General features: G+C 64.1%; 15 protein-coding genes and 1 other RNA gene. 12 read left to right on the top strand and 4 right to left on the bottom strand.

Features of this window, described 5'->3' with window-relative positions; translation table 11 throughout:
- Positions 1-107 precede the first annotated feature (107 nt).
- From fumC to ssrA, 3 genes are all read right to left on the bottom strand, one after another.
- A complete protein-coding gene (fumC, locus tag IF809_RS24135) occupies positions 108-1,541 on the bottom strand; it encodes a class II fumarate hydratase (RefSeq protein ID WP_128964760.1) in 1,434 nt (477 codons plus the stop codon).
- An 85-nt stretch (positions 1,542-1,626) separates the two neighbouring features.
- The gene (locus tag IF809_RS24130) at positions 1,627-2,145 is read right to left on the bottom strand and encodes an SspB family protein (RefSeq protein WP_128964761.1); all 519 of its coding nucleotides are present in this window, start codon (positions 2,143-2,145) and stop codon (positions 1,627-1,629) included.
- A gap of 111 nt (positions 2,146-2,256) precedes the next feature.
- Positions 2,257-2,623, bottom strand: a transfer-messenger RNA (tmRNA) gene (gene ssrA / locus IF809_RS24125).
- Between the two features lie 96 nt (positions 2,624-2,719).
- On the opposite strand from ssrA, the gene IF809_RS24120 reads away from it, so the two are divergent.
- The 11 genes from IF809_RS24120 (at position 2,720) to IF809_RS24070 (ending at position 12,395) form a co-directional block, all read left to right on the top strand.
- Positions 2,720-3,337 carry a chromate transporter gene (locus IF809_RS24120; protein ID WP_462838744.1) on the top strand — a complete coding sequence of 206 codons (618 nt, stop codon included), beginning with the start codon at positions 2,720-2,722 and terminating at the stop codon, positions 3,335-3,337.
- The gene (locus IF809_RS24115) at positions 3,334-3,864 is read left to right on the top strand and encodes a chromate transporter (RefSeq protein ID WP_462838743.1); all 531 of its coding nucleotides are present in this window, start codon (positions 3,334-3,336) and stop codon (positions 3,862-3,864) included. Before IF809_RS24120 ends, IF809_RS24115 begins: the two co-directional genes overlap by 4 nt.
- A 94-nt stretch (positions 3,865-3,958) precedes the next feature.
- Positions 3,959-4,720 carry a tripartite tricarboxylate transporter TctB family protein gene (locus IF809_RS24110; protein WP_128964764.1) on the top strand — a complete coding sequence of 254 codons (762 nt, stop codon included), beginning with the start codon at positions 3,959-3,961 and terminating at the stop codon, positions 4,718-4,720.
- Between the two features lie 7 nt (positions 4,721-4,727).
- Entirely contained in the window at positions 4,728-6,242 is a 1,515-nt protein-coding gene (locus IF809_RS24105; protein ID WP_128964765.1) for a tripartite tricarboxylate transporter permease, read from the top strand.
- Between the two features lie 233 nt (positions 6,243-6,475).
- The gene (locus IF809_RS24100) at positions 6,476-7,270 is read left to right on the top strand and encodes a thymidylate synthase (RefSeq protein ID WP_462838742.1); all 795 of its coding nucleotides are present in this window, start codon (positions 6,476-6,478) and stop codon (positions 7,268-7,270) included.
- A gap of 5 nt (positions 7,271-7,275) precedes the next feature.
- The gene (locus IF809_RS24095) at positions 7,276-7,761 is read left to right on the top strand and encodes an N-acetyltransferase family protein (RefSeq protein ID WP_462838741.1); all 486 of its coding nucleotides are present in this window, start codon (positions 7,276-7,278) and stop codon (positions 7,759-7,761) included.
- Positions 7,761-8,276 carry a dihydrofolate reductase gene (locus IF809_RS24090; RefSeq protein ID WP_462838740.1) on the top strand — a complete coding sequence of 172 codons (516 nt, stop codon included), beginning with the start codon at positions 7,761-7,763 and terminating at the stop codon, positions 8,274-8,276. Before IF809_RS24095 ends, IF809_RS24090 begins: the two co-directional genes overlap by 1 nt.
- 160 nt (positions 8,277-8,436) lie before the next feature.
- Complete coding sequence (gene hflK / locus IF809_RS24085) at positions 8,437-9,573, top strand: FtsH protease activity modulator HflK (RefSeq protein ID WP_128964769.1); 1,137 nt, start codon at positions 8,437-8,439, stop codon at positions 9,571-9,573.
- On the top strand, positions 9,570-10,466 hold the full coding sequence (gene hflC, locus IF809_RS24080) for a protease modulator HflC (RefSeq protein WP_128964770.1): 897 nt from the start codon (positions 9,570-9,572) through the stop codon (positions 10,464-10,466). The genes hflK and hflC overlap by 4 nt, the downstream gene beginning before the upstream one ends.
- Before the next feature lie 71 nt (positions 10,467-10,537).
- Complete coding sequence (locus IF809_RS24075; RefSeq protein ID WP_128964771.1) at positions 10,538-10,744, top strand: DUF2065 domain-containing protein; 207 nt, start codon at positions 10,538-10,540, stop codon at positions 10,742-10,744.
- Positions 10,745-10,886: 142 nt separating this feature from the next.
- Positions 10,887-12,395 carry a Do family serine endopeptidase gene (locus IF809_RS24070; RefSeq protein WP_128964772.1) on the top strand — a complete coding sequence of 503 codons (1,509 nt, stop codon included), beginning with the start codon at positions 10,887-10,889 and terminating at the stop codon, positions 12,393-12,395.
- A gap of 130 nt (positions 12,396-12,525) precedes the next feature.
- Here the strand turns inward: IF809_RS24070 and serB are convergent, their stop codons facing one another.
- Positions 12,526-13,431: a phosphoserine phosphatase SerB gene (gene serB, locus IF809_RS24065; protein WP_453996105.1), complete on the bottom strand. Its 906-nt coding sequence runs from the start codon at positions 13,429-13,431 to the stop codon at positions 12,526-12,528.
- Positions 13,432-13,442: 11 nt separating this feature from the next.
- On the opposite strand from serB, the gene miaA reads away from it, so the two are divergent.
- Positions 13,443-14,381 (top strand): tRNA (adenosine(37)-N6)-dimethylallyltransferase MiaA, encoded by a 939-nt coding sequence (gene miaA / locus IF809_RS24060; protein ID WP_462838739.1) that lies wholly within the window; start codon positions 13,443-13,445, stop codon positions 14,379-14,381.
- Positions 14,382-14,550 lie beyond the last annotated feature (169 nt).

The following is a 14,550-nucleotide window of genomic DNA, read 5'->3' as shown; positions in this document are numbered from 1 at the left end:
CCGTCCTGCCGCAACATTGACGGTAATCAAATCCCGTCCCCAAAGTCGCATATTTCTGCGCGCCGGGGGTTCCGTATCATTACGGATGGCTATCGGAATTCGGAAGTCTAGCCCGGGCTTGTCATCTTCTCCGGGCGGACCAGGCGATCGAACTCGTCGGCCGAGACGAAGCCGAGCCGCAGCGCCTCCTCCTTCAGCGTGGTGCCGTTGGCGTGCGCGGTCTTGGCGACCTTGGCCGCGTTGTCGTAGCCGATCTTCGGCGCCAGCGCCGTCACCAGCATCAGCGAGCGCTGCATCAACTCCTTGATGCGCTTCTCGTCGGCGCGGATGCCGCTGACACAATGTTCGGTGAAGGAGCGCGCCGCATCCGCCATCAGGCGGATCGAGTGCAGCATGTTATAGGCGAGCACGGGCTTGTAGACGTTGAGCTCGAAATGGCCCTGGCTGCCCGCGACCGTGATCGCGGTATGATTGCCGAAGATCTGGCAGCACACCATGGTCATCGCTTCGCACTGCGTCGGATTGACCTTGCCCGGCATGATCGACGAGCCCGGCTCGTTCTCCGGCAGGATCAACTCGCCGAGACCCGAGCGCGGGCCCGATCCGAGCAGGCGGATATCGTTGGCGACCTTGAACAGGCCTGTGGCGACGGAATTGATGGCGCCATGCGCAAGCACGTAGGCATCGTTCGATGCCAGCGCCTCGAATTTGTTGGCGGCGCTAGTGAAGGGCAGCTTGGTGATCTTGGCGACGTGCTTGGCGAACAGCTTGGCGAAGCGCGGCTTGGAGTTGAGGCCGGTGCCGACGGCGGTGCCGCCCTGGGCCAGCGGATAGAGCTCTTTCACCGCGACCTTCAGTCGCGCGATGCCGCTTTCGACTTGGGCGGCATAGCCGGAAAATTCCTGGCCTAGCGTCAGCGGCGTCGCATCCTGGGTGTGGGTGCGGCCGATCTTCACGATCTTCGCGAACTCCTTCTCCTTCTTGCGTAGCGCGCGGTGCAGCTCACCGAGGGCGGGAACGAGATCGGCATTGATGCGGTTTGCGGCAGCAATGTGCATCGCGGTCGGGAAGGAGTCGTTCGACGACTGGCTCATGTTGACGTGGTCGTTGGGATGCACCGGCTTCTTGGCACCGAGTTCGCCGCCGAGCAGCTCGTTGGCGCGGTTGGCGATGACCTCGTTGAGGTTCATGTTGCTTTGGGTGCCCGAGCCGGTCTGCCACACGACCAGCGGAAAGTGATCGTCGAGCTTGCCCTCGATCACCTCGTGCGCGGCGCGGATGATGGCGGTGGCGCGGCGTTTGTCGAGCAGACCGAGTTCGAGGTTGGTCCGTGCGGCCGCGAGCTTGACGATGCCGAGCGCGTGCACGAGCGAGATCGGCATGCGATCGCTGCCGATGCGGAAATTCTGCCGCGAGCGCTCGGTCTGCGCCCCCCAATAGCGATCGGCGGGGACCTCGATGGGACCGAAACTGTCGGTCTCGGTGCGTGTCGCGGGGCGGGCGGTCTTCGCGCGGGCAGCTTTGGCCATGAGCACATCCATTCTGCCGTGCGGAATTCCGCGCGGCTTTCGTGCTCATCTATATAGGGAGTTTGGCGGGGCGCGATGGCTTCGCGCCCAGGCTAGATCATTTCTTGCGGAAACGGTCGAGTCGGACAACTTCGGCGCCGCCCTGGTTCGGCGGTGGCGGCTCGTCCGTGCTCTCCGCCGCCTCGGTGGCGGGCGCCGGCACCGCGACCGCGGACGTAGCAGGCGCCGCCGGCAAGTTCTCGCCCGCGACCTCGGTCACATCTGACGTATCGAATTGGAGGCCGAATTTCACGGAGGGGTCGAGAAAGCTCTTGATGGCGCTGAATGGCACGACCAGCCGCTCGGGGATGCCGCCGAAGGAGAGGCCGACCTCGAAGCGGTCTTCGAGCACGGTCAAGTCCCAGAACTGGTGCTGCAGGATGATCGTCATCTCTTCCGGATACTGCGCCAGGAGCCGCGGCGACAGCTTCACGCCCTCGGCCTTCGATACGAAGGTGATGAAGAAATGGTGTTCGCCCGGCAGGCCATGGGCCGCGGCGTCGGTCAGCACCTTGCGCAGCACGCCGCGCAATGCGTCGCGGGCCAGCACATCGTATCGGATATGGTCGGTCGCCATGGTGGTCCTGTTGCATCCCGAAGCCGGACCCGCGGTCCGACTCGCCAAGCTGCGATAGTATCGCGCCTGAGAGGTCAGCAGGAGTCCCCGCCGGGAAGGAAATCAGAGGTAAGTGGAGGCTTCTGTTGCCAGGTGCCTCCGAACCCCGCCTAACGGAGCTTAACCCGTTAGGACTTTAAAGTGGTCTTTCAAACTGCGTTACGCAGCCTGAGCAACCGGAGCAAAGTTGTCGTTGGCAACTATTGCAGTAGCCCGATAACGGCGGAACAATACCGGGAAAAAGCACGCCCTTTACGCCCTCGTCGATCCTATTTCGCCCCCGCCAAAGCCCGCTTTGGAGGTAGCCCGCAAGTGGGCTTTGGTGGAGGCGCCGGGTACCGCCCCCGGGTCCGAATGGTTTATTGCGACGACCGTTTATTTCCATAGCCGGCGAACCGGCACCCCCAATATAGGGGGCAAAGGTTTCAAAAAACAGGGGTTTCGAGTGGGCAGGGCGCGGTTCCCTTTGGATAGGTCGGGGACGGCCCAAGGCACGATCTTGGTCGCATCGCGGGCCGCGTTCTAAGCTCCTGACATGTCCACGGATTCAGCACCGGCCATGCAAGAGCCGGATCAGGCGCCGGCTATCCCTGCCGCTCGCGTCCCGTCGCCCGGCCTGCTCGCGCTATTCCTGGCCTTTGCCCGGATGTCGCTGGCCGGCTTTGGCGGCGTCCTGGTCTTTGCCCGGCGCGCCATCGTCGAGCAGCACTGCTGGATGACGGCGGACGAGTTCAACGAAACCTTTGCGCTCTGCCATTTCCTGCCGGGGCCCAACATCGTCAATCTGTCGATGGTGTTCGGGTCGCGGCTGCGCGGGATTGCCGGTGGCCTCGCCGCCTTCACCGGATTGCTGCTGCCGCCAACGCTGATCATGGCTGTGCTCGCGATCATCTACGCCCGGTTCGGCGATGTGGAGGTGCTCCGTCGCAGTCTCGCAGGCATCTCTTGCGCCGCGGTCGGCCTCTTGATCGCGGTGGTCTTCCGGATGATGACGCCGCTGCTCAAGCGAATGGAGATCATGGTGCTCATCCTGATGCTGGGCGTGTTCCTGGCCATCGGCGTGCTGCGCCTGCCACTGCAGGCAATGCTCCTTGTCGCGATCCCGCTCAGCATCGGCATCACCTATGTGATGCGACGGAAGGTAGCAGCATGAGCAGCGAGAACCCGATCTGGTCGCTGATCTCCACCTTTGGTCTGATGTCGCTGTTCGCGGTCGGCGGCGCAGCCGCCGCCGTGCCCGAGATGCATCGCATCGCCGTCGATGTGCACCACTGGATGACCGACAAGCAGTTCACCGACGCCTATGCGATCGCGCAACTCTCGCCGGGTCCCAACGTGCTTATCGTCACGTTAATCGGCTATGCCGTGGCCGGCGTCCCTGGCGCGCTGGCGGCAACGCTGGCGATGTGCCTGCCCACGGCGCTGCTTGCCTATTGTGTCAGCCGACTCTTGAATCGGCCGAGCCAGTCCCGCTGGCCCGGCCTGATTCAGGCTGCACTGGTTCCGCTCTCGATTGGATTGATGGCAGCCAGCGCTCTGATCCTGGCCCAGTCGACAGATCGCAGCATTGCTGCACTGCTTCTGACCGCGATGGTTGCGCTGATCGCCTCGATCTCGCGTGTCAATCCATTGTGGCTTCTGCTCACAGGAGGACTGTTGGGTTTTGCTGGCATTGTGTGATGAAAATCGCTAGGCAGTGATCCGGGCGGGTATCCAGTTCCAGCCGATTTAGAACAACAGTGCTCGTGACTTGCGGGTCGCGGAGGAGACAAGCATGGCCGATACGATGGGCCACTCGGCGACAGTCACCCGAAACACCTCGGTGGCGCTCGGCTTCTGTCTATTGGCGCTTGCGCCCCAGATTTTCGAATTCATCTGGTCGATCGGAACGATCTTCGGCTGGGGTGCGGGACGCGGTCCGGCTACGGTCCTGATCAGCCATGCCACGGCGCTGGTTGCGGGCGGTCCCGCCGCTCTGCTCGGCGCGGTCGGCGGTGAGACCAAGAAGACTTCATCGGATGTGCTGCTCGCGCTGATCTATTCCTACCCGCTGTTTGCGGTGGCGATCGTGACGCTGTTCATGACGATCAGGTCGGGCCAGGACTATATCGGGGGCGTCATCCTGATGGCCCTTGCACTGTTCGCGCTGTGGGCTTCGAGCGATTTGCAGGGCATGCGCGGCTTCTCCTTCGGTGCCGGCACCGCACCGCGGATGTTCGGCGGACTGCTGGTGGCGTTGTCCGCCGGTATCGCCTTGACCGGTCTTTTGAACGAGGGGCCGGCGCTCGCTCATTATTCCTGGCGCGGGCCGCTGTTCGTGATGTGCGCGATCTTGTTTTTTGCGCTGGCGATCCGGCCGCTGGGCCTCGTGGTCTCGGCCTTCGTAAGCTTTATGATCGCCGCTCTCGGATCGCATGAAACGCGCTGGGTGGAGGCCGCCATCGTCGGCGCTTGCCTGACGGTCGGCTGCGCGCTGTTGTTCCCCTACGTGCTCGGCTTGCCGATGCCGATGTTCCCGCGATTCCTGGCTCAGTGAGGCTGTCATGGAGCTCTTTGCCAACCTCGCCCACGGTTTTGCCGTCGCCTTCTCTCCAATCAACCTTCTGATGTGCCTGATCGGCGCGCTCGTCGGCACGCTGGTCGGCGTGCTGCCGGGCATCGGCACCATCGCCACGGTCGCGATGCTGCTGCCGATCACCTTCGGTCTGCCGCCGGTGGGTGCGCTGATCATGCTCGCAGGTATCTATTACGGTGCCCAGTATGGCGGCTCGACCACGTCGATCCTAGTCAACATTCCAGGCGAAGCGACATCGGTCGTCACCGCCATCGACGGCCACGCGATGGCCAAGCAGGGCCGTGCCGGTCCGGCGCTGGCGATCGCCGCGATCGGCTCGTTCTTCGCCGGCTGCGTCGCGACCGTGCTCATCGCCGTGCTCGGCGCGCCGCTGACCAAGTTGGCGCTCGCGTTCGGTCCGGCGGAATATTTCTCGCTGATGGTGCTCGGCCTGATCTTCGCGGTGGTGCTCGCCAAGGGCTCGGTGCTGAAGGCGATCGCGATGATCGTGTTCGGCCTGCTGCTGTCGATGGTGGGCTCCGACATCGAGACCGGTGCCTCGCGCATGGCCTTCAACATTCCGGAGCTTGCCGACGGTCTCGGCTTTGCGACGGTGGCGATGGGCGTGTTCGGCTTTGCCGAGATCATCCGCAATCTCGACGCCGGCGCCGAGATGAACCGCGATCTCGTGCAGCAGAAGATCACCGGCCTGATGCCGACCAGGAAGGACCTGATCGACTCGGCGCCCGCGATCGGACGCGGCACCGTGCTCGGCTCGATCCTCGGCATCCTCCCGGGCGGCGGCGCGGTGATCGCCTCGTTCGCGGCCTATACGCTCGAGAAGAAGCTGGCCAAGAACCCGTCGCGGTTCGGCCGCGGCGCGATCGAGGGCGTGGCGGCGCCGGAAAGCGCCAACAACGCTGCGGCGCAAACCTCCTTCATCCCGCTACTCACCCTCGGCATCCCACCGAACGCGGTGATGGCGCTGATGGTGGGCGCGATGACCATTCACGGCATCGTCCCCGGCCCGCAGGTGATGCAGAAGCAGCCGGACCTGGTCTGGGGCATGATCGCCTCGATGTGGATCGGCAATCTGATGCTGATCATCATCAACCTGCCGCTGGTCGGCATCTGGGTGCGCCTGTTGCGCGTGCCGTATAGGCTGATGTTCCCCTCGATCGTGATCTTCTGCGCGATCGGCATCTACTCGGTGAACAACGCGCCGGTCGACGTCATCCTTGCGGGCGTGTTCGGCCTGGTCGGCTACTGGCTGATCAAGCACGATTTCGAGCCGGCGCCGCTGCTGCTCGGCATGGTGCTCGGACCGCTAATGGAAGAGAACCTGCGCCGCGCGCTGCTGATCTCGCGCGGTGACTGGAGCGTGTTCCTGACCCGTCCGCTCTCGGCGGTGCTGCTCGCGATTGCGGCTTTCCTGCTGGTGCTCACGGTGCTGCCGGTGCTGCGCGCCAAGCGCGACGAGGTGTTCACCGAATCCGAGAACTGATCGCGGCCCGGCCTGCGTCGGCCAGCCATGGTCAAAAGCAACTTGGGAAGTACTTTCAAAGCGATAGGCAAAGGGGCGGGACGCGAGTTCCGCCCCTTGTCGTTTGCGCCGGGAGCTCTCACTTTTCCGGGTATAATCGGTGAAGGCAGCGAATCGATGCTGTCGCAGCGCAAGGGCGGCCGTTAAGTTCGCCGCCTCCCCAAAGGCTGCCGTGTTTCTAAAGGTTTGGGCACATGCACCAATATCAGGACCTGCTCGAGCGGATTCTTTCAGACGGCGCCGAGAAGACCGACCGGACAGGTACCGGCACGCTGTCGGTGTTCGGCCATCAGATGCGCTTCAATCTGTCCGCCGGTTTTCCGATGCTGACGACCAAGCGGCTGCCGCTGAAGGCGATCGTGCACGAGCTGTTGTGGTTCCTGAAGGGCGACACCAACATCAAATATCTGCGCGACAACGGCGTCACCATCTGGGACGAATGGGCCGACGCCAATGGCGATCTGGGGCCGGTCTACGGCCATCAATGGCGCTCCTGGCCGGCGCCGGACGGACGCAGCATCGACCAGATCGCCAACGTCGTCGACATGATCAAGCGCAATCCGGATTCGCGACGCCTGATCGTCACGGCCTGGAATCCGGCCGACGTCGAGAAGATGGCGCTGCCACCCTGCCACTGCCTGTTCCAGTTCTACGTCGCGAACGGCAGATTGTCCTGTCAGCTCTATCAGCGCTCGGCCGACGTCTTCCTCGGTGTGCCCTTCAACATCGCTTCCTACGCGTTGCTCACCATGATGGTCGCGCAGGTCACCGGCCTGAAGCCCGGCGACTTCGTGCATTCGTTTGGCGACGCCCATCTCTATTCCAATCATCTGGAACAGGCGCGACTCCAGCTCACGCGCGCGCCACGCGCCTTGCCGGTGATGCGGGTCAATCCGGATGTGACGGACATCTTCTCCTTCCGCTACGAGGATTTCGAGCTCGTCGGCTACGATCCGCATCCGCACATCAAGGCGGAAGTCGCAGTCTAGCGCCGATGTCGCTCAGCATCCGCCGCGCACGTCCTGGCGAGGCCGGGCTCGTCCTTGATTTCGTCCGCGAGCTTGCCGAATACGAAAAGCTCTCGCATGAGGTCGAGGCGAGCGAAGCCGACATTGCCGAGGCCTTGTTCGGCAGCGATCCCAGGCTGTTTTGTGCGATCGCCTGTTGGGACGGCGAGCCGGTCGGCTTTGCGGTTTGGTTTCTGAATTTCTCCACCTTCAGCGGCCGCTACGGCATCTATCTCGAAGACTTGTATGTGCGGCCGTCGCATCGCGGCAAGGGTCTCGGCAAGGCGCTGCTGGTCTATCTGGCCCAGGAATGCGTCGACAATGGCTGGCCGCGCCTGCAATGGGCCGTGCTCGACTGGAACGCGCCTTCGATCGCATTCTACAAATCGCTCGGCGCCGTCATGCTGGACGATTGGACGCTGTGCCGCGTCTCCGGTCCCGCGCTGACTCGGCTTGCGGGGAGAGCATCCTGATGGAGATCGTGTTCGTGGTTGCGGTCGCGGAGAACGGTGTCATCGGCGCCGGCAATGCGATCCCCTGGCGGCTGAAATCCGATATGGCGCGCTTCAAGGCGCTCACCGTCGGCAAACCCGTCATCATGGGCCGCAAGACCTTCGAATCCCTGCCCGGGCGCCGGCCGCTGCCGAACCGCACCAACATCATCATCACGCGTGACGCGGACTATCGCGCCGCGGGCGCCATCGTCACGACATCGGCAGCCGACGCGGGAGCGGTTGCGCTTGGTGACGCCCTGCGGCGTTCGGTCGCCGAGATTGCGGTGATCGGCGGCGCCGAAATCTACCGTCAGTGGCTCGATCGTGCCGATCGCCTCGAGATCACGGAAGTGCATGCGCGTCCCGACGGCGACACGCATTTCGCCATCGACAAGACGCAGTGGCGAGAGACCGAGCGTGTTCGCCATCCGGCCGGCCCCGACGACACCGCCGACTACTCCTATGTGACATATCGTCGGCGATCACCCCATTAACCGCGTTCACCAATGTTAACATTGACTTTTCTGCCTCCGAGCTTAGCTCGAAGGGCGGTCAGGCTTGCGTTGTAAGGGCCCTTTCGGTCCCCTATAAAGCCGGACCGGACAATGCGGGCCGGCTGAAGTTCTAGTCCCGGTCTGCCGAGGAGAGCGTCGAATGCCGTGGAAGAATCAGGGCGGTGGCCCTTGGGGCTCGGGTCCGAAAGGACCATGGGGCACAGGCCCGCAACCGGTCGGGCCGAGGCCGCCGGATCTGGAAGACCTTCTGCGGCGCGGTCAGGACCGGCTCCAGCAGATCATGCCGGGCGGCTATTTCTCCGGCATCGGCATCACACTGATCCTGCTCATCATCATCGCGCTCTGGCTGCTGTCGGGCTTCTTCCGCGTGCAGTCCGAAGAGCAGGGCGTCGTGCTGCGCTTCGGCAAGCATGTGCGCACCGTCGATCCGGGCCTGAACTATCATCTGCCCTATCCGATCGAGACCGTGCTGCTGCCGAAGGCGCTGCGCGTCTCCACCATTTCAATCGGCATGACACTGATCGATGATCCGGCCCGCCGCGGCCGCTCGATCCGTGACGTGCCTGAAGAGAGCCTGATGCTGACCGGCGACGAGAACATCGTCGACGTCGACTTCACCGTGCTGTGGCGCATCAAGCCCAACGGCGTCGGCAACTTCCTGTTCAACATCCAGAACCCCGAGGGCACCGTGAAGGCGGTCGCCGAAAGCGCGATGCGCGAGGTGATCGGCCGCTCCAACATCCAGCCGATCCTGACCGGGGCGCGGACGCAGACCGAGACCACCGTGCAGGACCTGATGCAGAAGACGCTCGACGGCTACGGCGCCGGCATCCAGATCACCCAGGTGCAGATGCAGAAGGTCGACCCGCCCGCGCAGGTGATCGATGCGTTCCGCGACGTGCAGGCCGCGCGCGCCAATCTCGAGCAGCTGCAGAACGAAGCGCAGACCTATGCCAACAAGGTCGTGCCTGAAGCCCGCGGCAAAGCTGCGCAGATCCTGCAAGCGGCCGAAGGCTACAAGGAGCAGGCGGTCGCCGAGGCCAAGGGCCAGAGCGCGCGCTTCCTGAAAGTGTACGAGGAATACAAGAAGGCGCCCGACGTGACGCGTGAACGGATCTATCTGGAGACGATGGAGCGCGTGCTCGGCGGCTCGGACAAGCTGATTTATGACGGAAGCTCGTCGGGCCAGGGCGTCGTGCCCTATCTGCCGCTCAATGAATTGTCGGCCAAGAAGCCTACGATGACCGGACAGCAGCCGAGCGGAGGCAGCCGATGAGGTCTCCCGTAACAGGCTTTGTCGCGCTGCTTGCGGCGCTTCTGGTCGTGATCGTCGGCTATATGTCGCTGTTCACGGTGCAGCAGACCGAGCAGACCATCGTGCTGCAATTCGGCAAGCCGGTGGATGTCGTCACCGATCCCGGGCTGCACTTCAAGGCGCCCTGGAACTCGGTGATCAACATCGACAAGCGAATCCTCGATCTTGAGAACCCGTCGCAGGAGGTCATTGCCTCCGATCAGAAGCGGCTCGTGGTCGACGCCTTTGCCCGCTATCGCATCAAGGACGCATTGCGCTTCTATCAGAGCGTCGGCTCGATCCAGGCCGCGAACCTCCAGCTCACCTCGCTGTTGAACGCGGCGCTTCGTCGCGTGCTGGGTGAGGTCAGCTTCATTACGGTGGTGCGTGACGAGCGCGAAAAGTTGATGGGGCGCATCCGCGACCAACTCGACCACGAGGCTGACGGTTATGGCATCGAGGTGGTCGACGTCCGCATTCGGCGCGCCGACCTGCCGGAGCAGAACAGCCAGGCGGTGTACGACCGGATGAAGTCCGAGCGCCAGCGCGAAGCAGCCGAGTTCCGCGCGCAGGGTGGCCAGAAGGCGCAGGAGATCAAGTCGAAGGCCGACCGCGATGTCACGGTGATCATCGCCGACGCGAACTCTCAGGCCGAACAGACGCGCGGCGTGGGTGATGCCGAGCGCAACCGCCTGTTCGCCGAAGCCTATGGCAAGGATGCTGACTTCTTCGCCTTCTACCGGTCGATGACCGCTTATGAGAACGGGCTGAAGAAGGACGACACCCGCTACCTGCTGCGGCCGGACTCGGATTTCTTCCGGTATTTTGGTAACCCGTCCGGCAAGACGCCAGCCGAGACGCCGGCGAAGCCGTAAGCTAGACAGGGGCGGCGGCTTTCGCCGCCCTTCGTCCAACCAAGAACAGCACCACGGGAGGTTCCATTCCGATGAGGTCCATTGCGTTCGCCGACTTCCTCATCGGCTTAGGCATCCTGTTCGTGCTCGAAGGCTTGATGTTCGCGGCAAGTCCGTCCTGGATGCGCAAGGCCATGAAGAGCGCCATCGCCACGCCGGACAACATCCTGCGGGCGGTCGGGATCGGTTCGGCTGTGGCCGGCCTGATCCTGATCTGGGTTATGCGACGTCCGATCTAGCCGCTGCGCCAACGCCAAAGTGAAGGCGAGAGGCCGGATTTCGCCGTATTATGACGGACTTGAGGCCCGTTAAGCTCCGCGCTTGCGCGTGCCCCCCTTCGAGCGCAGTCTTGACGCCGAATCCTTTTCTCTGGAGACCACAATGACCGCTGCCACCATTGTCCCGACCCGTTTGCGCCAACACGCGCGATTTGGGCTGGCCGCGCTCGCGCTCGGTGCTTTCAGCGTGTTCGGCTCGCCGGTACATGCACGCGGACCGGAGGGCATCGCCGACGTCGCGGAGAAAGTGATCGATGCGGTCGTCAATATCTCGACGTCGCAGACCGTCGAGGCCAAGGGCGGCGGCAGCAACACGATGCCGCAACTGCCGCCCGGCTCGCCGTTCGAGGAGTTCTTCGACGACTTCTTCAAGAACCGCAAGGGTCCCGGCGGCGGCAAAGGCGGCGACAACGGCGGCGGCCCGCCGCGCAAGACCAACTCGCTCGGATCAGGCTTCATCATCGACACATCAGGCGTCGTCGTGACCAACAACCACGTCATTGCGGACGCGGACGAGATCAACGTCATTCTCAACGACGGCACCAAGATCAAGGCCGAGCTGGTCGGTGTCGACAAGAAGACCGACCTCGCCGTGTTGAAGTTCAAGCCGCCGAAGCCGCTCGTTGCGGTGAAGTTCGGCGATTCCGACAAGCTGCGTTTGGGTGACTGGGTGGTCGCGATCGGCAACCCGTTCAGTCTGGGCGGCACGGTGACGGCGGGCATCGTCTCGGCCAAGAACCGCGACATTTCCTCGGGGCCCTATGACAGCTACATCCAGACCGATGCCGCCATCAATCGCGGCAATTCCGGCGGCCCGCTGTTCAACCTCGAAGGCGACGTCATCGGCGTCAACACCTTGATCATCTCGCCCTCCGGCGGCTCGATCGGCATCGGCTTCGCCGTGCCGTCGAAGACAGTCGCTGGCGTCGTCGACCAGCTCCGCCAGTTCGGCGAATTGCGTCGCGGCTGGCTCGGCGTGCGGATCCAGAGCGTCACCGACGAAATCGCCGAGAGCCTCAACGTCAAGCCGGCGCGCGGCGCGCTGGTCGCCGGCGTCGACGATAAGGGCCCGGCCAAGCCCGCCGGCATCGAGCCCGGCGACGTTGTCGTCAAGTTCGACGGCAAGGACGTCAAGGACCCGAAGGACCTGTCCCGCGTCGTCGCCGACACCGCGGTCGGCAAGGAGGTCGACGTCGTCATCATCCGCAAGGGCGAGGAGCAGACCAAGAAGGTCACGCTCGGCCGCCTGCAGGATCCGGACAAGGTGCAGGCGGCGGTGAAGAGCGATGAGCCTCCGCCGGAGAAGCCGGTGACGCAGAAGGCGCTCGGCCTCGATCTCGCGGTGCTGAACAAGGATCTGCGCGCGCGCTACAAGATCAAGGACAGTGTCAAGGGCGTGGTCGTCACCAATGTCGACGCCAATTCGGATGCCGCCGAGAAGCGACTCTCCGCCGGCGACGTCATCGTCGAGGTCGCGCAGGAGGCCGTCTCGAGCGGTGCCGACGTCCAGAAGCGGATCGACCAGATCAAGAAGGACGGCAAGAAGTCGGCGCTGCTGCTCGTGTCCAATGGTGACGGCGAGCTGCGGTTCGTGGCGCTGAGCGTGCAGTAGTCGCAGGCGCAAATCCCGTAGGGTGGGCAAAGCGAAGCGTGCCCACCACCTTTCACTATCGCGAAGAATGGTGGGCACGGTGCACGGGCGCCTTTGCCCAGCCTGCGGCGCCGCAGTGGGGCAACAAAGGCTACGCCTCCACGAACTCGTCGCGCCGATATCCTTGCGCATACAGCAGTGCGGTGAGATCGCCATGATCGATCCGCGCGGCTGCTGCCGCCGCGACCGCCGGCTTGGCGTGATAAGCCACGCCGAGCCCCGCCGCCTGAATCATCGCCAGATCATTGGCGCCGTCGCCGACGACCACCGAGTCGACATCGTCGAGATCGAACGATTCCATCAGATCCACCAGCGTCGCGAGCTTGGCCGCACGGCCCAGGATCGGCTCCTTGACCTCGCCGGTGAATTTGCCGTCGCGCACGACGAGCTCGTTGGCGCGATTTTCCTGGAAACCGATCTTGGCGGCGACCGCGCTGGTGAACAGCGTGAAGCCGCCGGAGACGAGACAGGTATAGGCGCCGTGGGCGCGCATGGTCGCGACCAATTCGCGGCCGCCGGGGGTCAGCGTGATGCGCTTGGCCAGCACTTCGTCGACGACGCCGGCGGGGAGGTCTTTCAGCAGCGCGACGCGCTCGCGCAATGCCGGTTCGAACTCGATCTCGCCACGCATGGCGCGTTCGGTGATGGCGGCCACGTGGGCCTTCATCCCGACGAGATCGGCAAGCTCGTCGATGCATTCCTGGCCAATCATGGTGGAATCCATGTCGGCAAGAAAAAGCTTCTTGCGCCGGAAGCCGGCAGGCTGCACGACGATGTCGATCGGCAGGTCGCCGCGAAGCTCGCGGAGCCGCTGTTCGATGGCGTGACGGTCGCTTTCGAGGTTACTGTCGGCGCCGAACGGAATGTCGACCGCAACCCCGTCGAACAGCCAGTGCGCCGGTTGCGCCTTCGGCAGCACGGCGCGGGCGCCGTCGACGATGGTGGAATCGAGCGCGGGATTGGCGGGATTGCAGATCAACGTGGCGACAAGGGACATTTGAGGTTTTCGTGAGCGAGGGGCATCCGATCAAGGCCGTGCTTATCGCAGGCCCGACCGCCAGCGGCAAGTCGGCGCTGGCGCTGGAGCTTGCCTCGCGCGCAGACGGCGTCGTCATCAATGCCGATTCGATGCAGGTCTATCGTGACCTCCGCATCATCACCGCGCGTCCGACGCCGGATGAGGAGGCGCGCGTCCCGCACCGCCTCTATGGCTATGTCGATGCGGCGGTGAATTTCTCGGCGGGGGCCTGGGTGGTTGATGCTGCGAAAGCGCTGGAAGAAGCGAAGGCCGGGGGCCGTCTGCCGATCTTCATCGGCGGCACCGGGCTGTATTTCAAGGCGCTGACAGCAGGTCTTTCGGTGGTGCCGCCGATCCCGGTAGAGGTGCGCGAAGGCGTTCGCGCGCGCCTGGAGCGGAACGGCGTCGAGGCGCTACATGCGGAACTGGCAACCCGCGACCCGCGTGCGGCCGAGCGATTGAACTTGCGCGACCGCACGCGGATCGCGCGTGCGCTCGAAGTGATCGAGGCGACCGGCCGTTCGCTGCTCGACTGGCACCATGAGGGGCAGCCGCCGCTTTTGCCGAAGGACAGTTTTCGCGCCGTGTTTCTCGCTCCCGAACGCGACGAACTCTATGCCCGCATCGACGCCCGATTTGGCGCCATGCTGGGCGCGGGGGCCCTTGATGAGGTCGAGCGGCTCGCCGCCCGCGGCCTCGCCCCGCTGCTGCCGGCCATGAAGGCCCATGGCGTGCCGGCCCTGATCCGGCATTTCCGCGGTGAACTCAGCCTGGGAGAGGCGGCCACGATCGGTCGCGCCGATACCCGCCACTATGCCAAGCGGCAATTCACGTGGTTCAGGCACCAATTGCCGGAGTTCGAATGGGTGAAGCCGGAGGAGGCGAGGGGATGGCTGGCGGCGGCCGTCACGGCCCGGGCTCCCGGCTGAGACGCTTTTGTGCCGGGCTTGCTCGATTTTACCTCTCGCCGAACCCCGGGAACGCCGCTACACTGCTAAAATCGCGCGGGAACAGCCGCATTGCCTTGACATCCAGGCTTTGGCCGCTATGTTTCGCGCAACCTTTGGGAAGCCGAGCGCCTGCCATGCGTAACATTAT

It is taken from the genome of Bradyrhizobium sp. UFLA06-24 (genome assembly GCF_054967145.1).
Note: the sequence above shows the minus strand (reverse complement) of the source record. Positions and strands in the feature narration are given on the sequence as shown.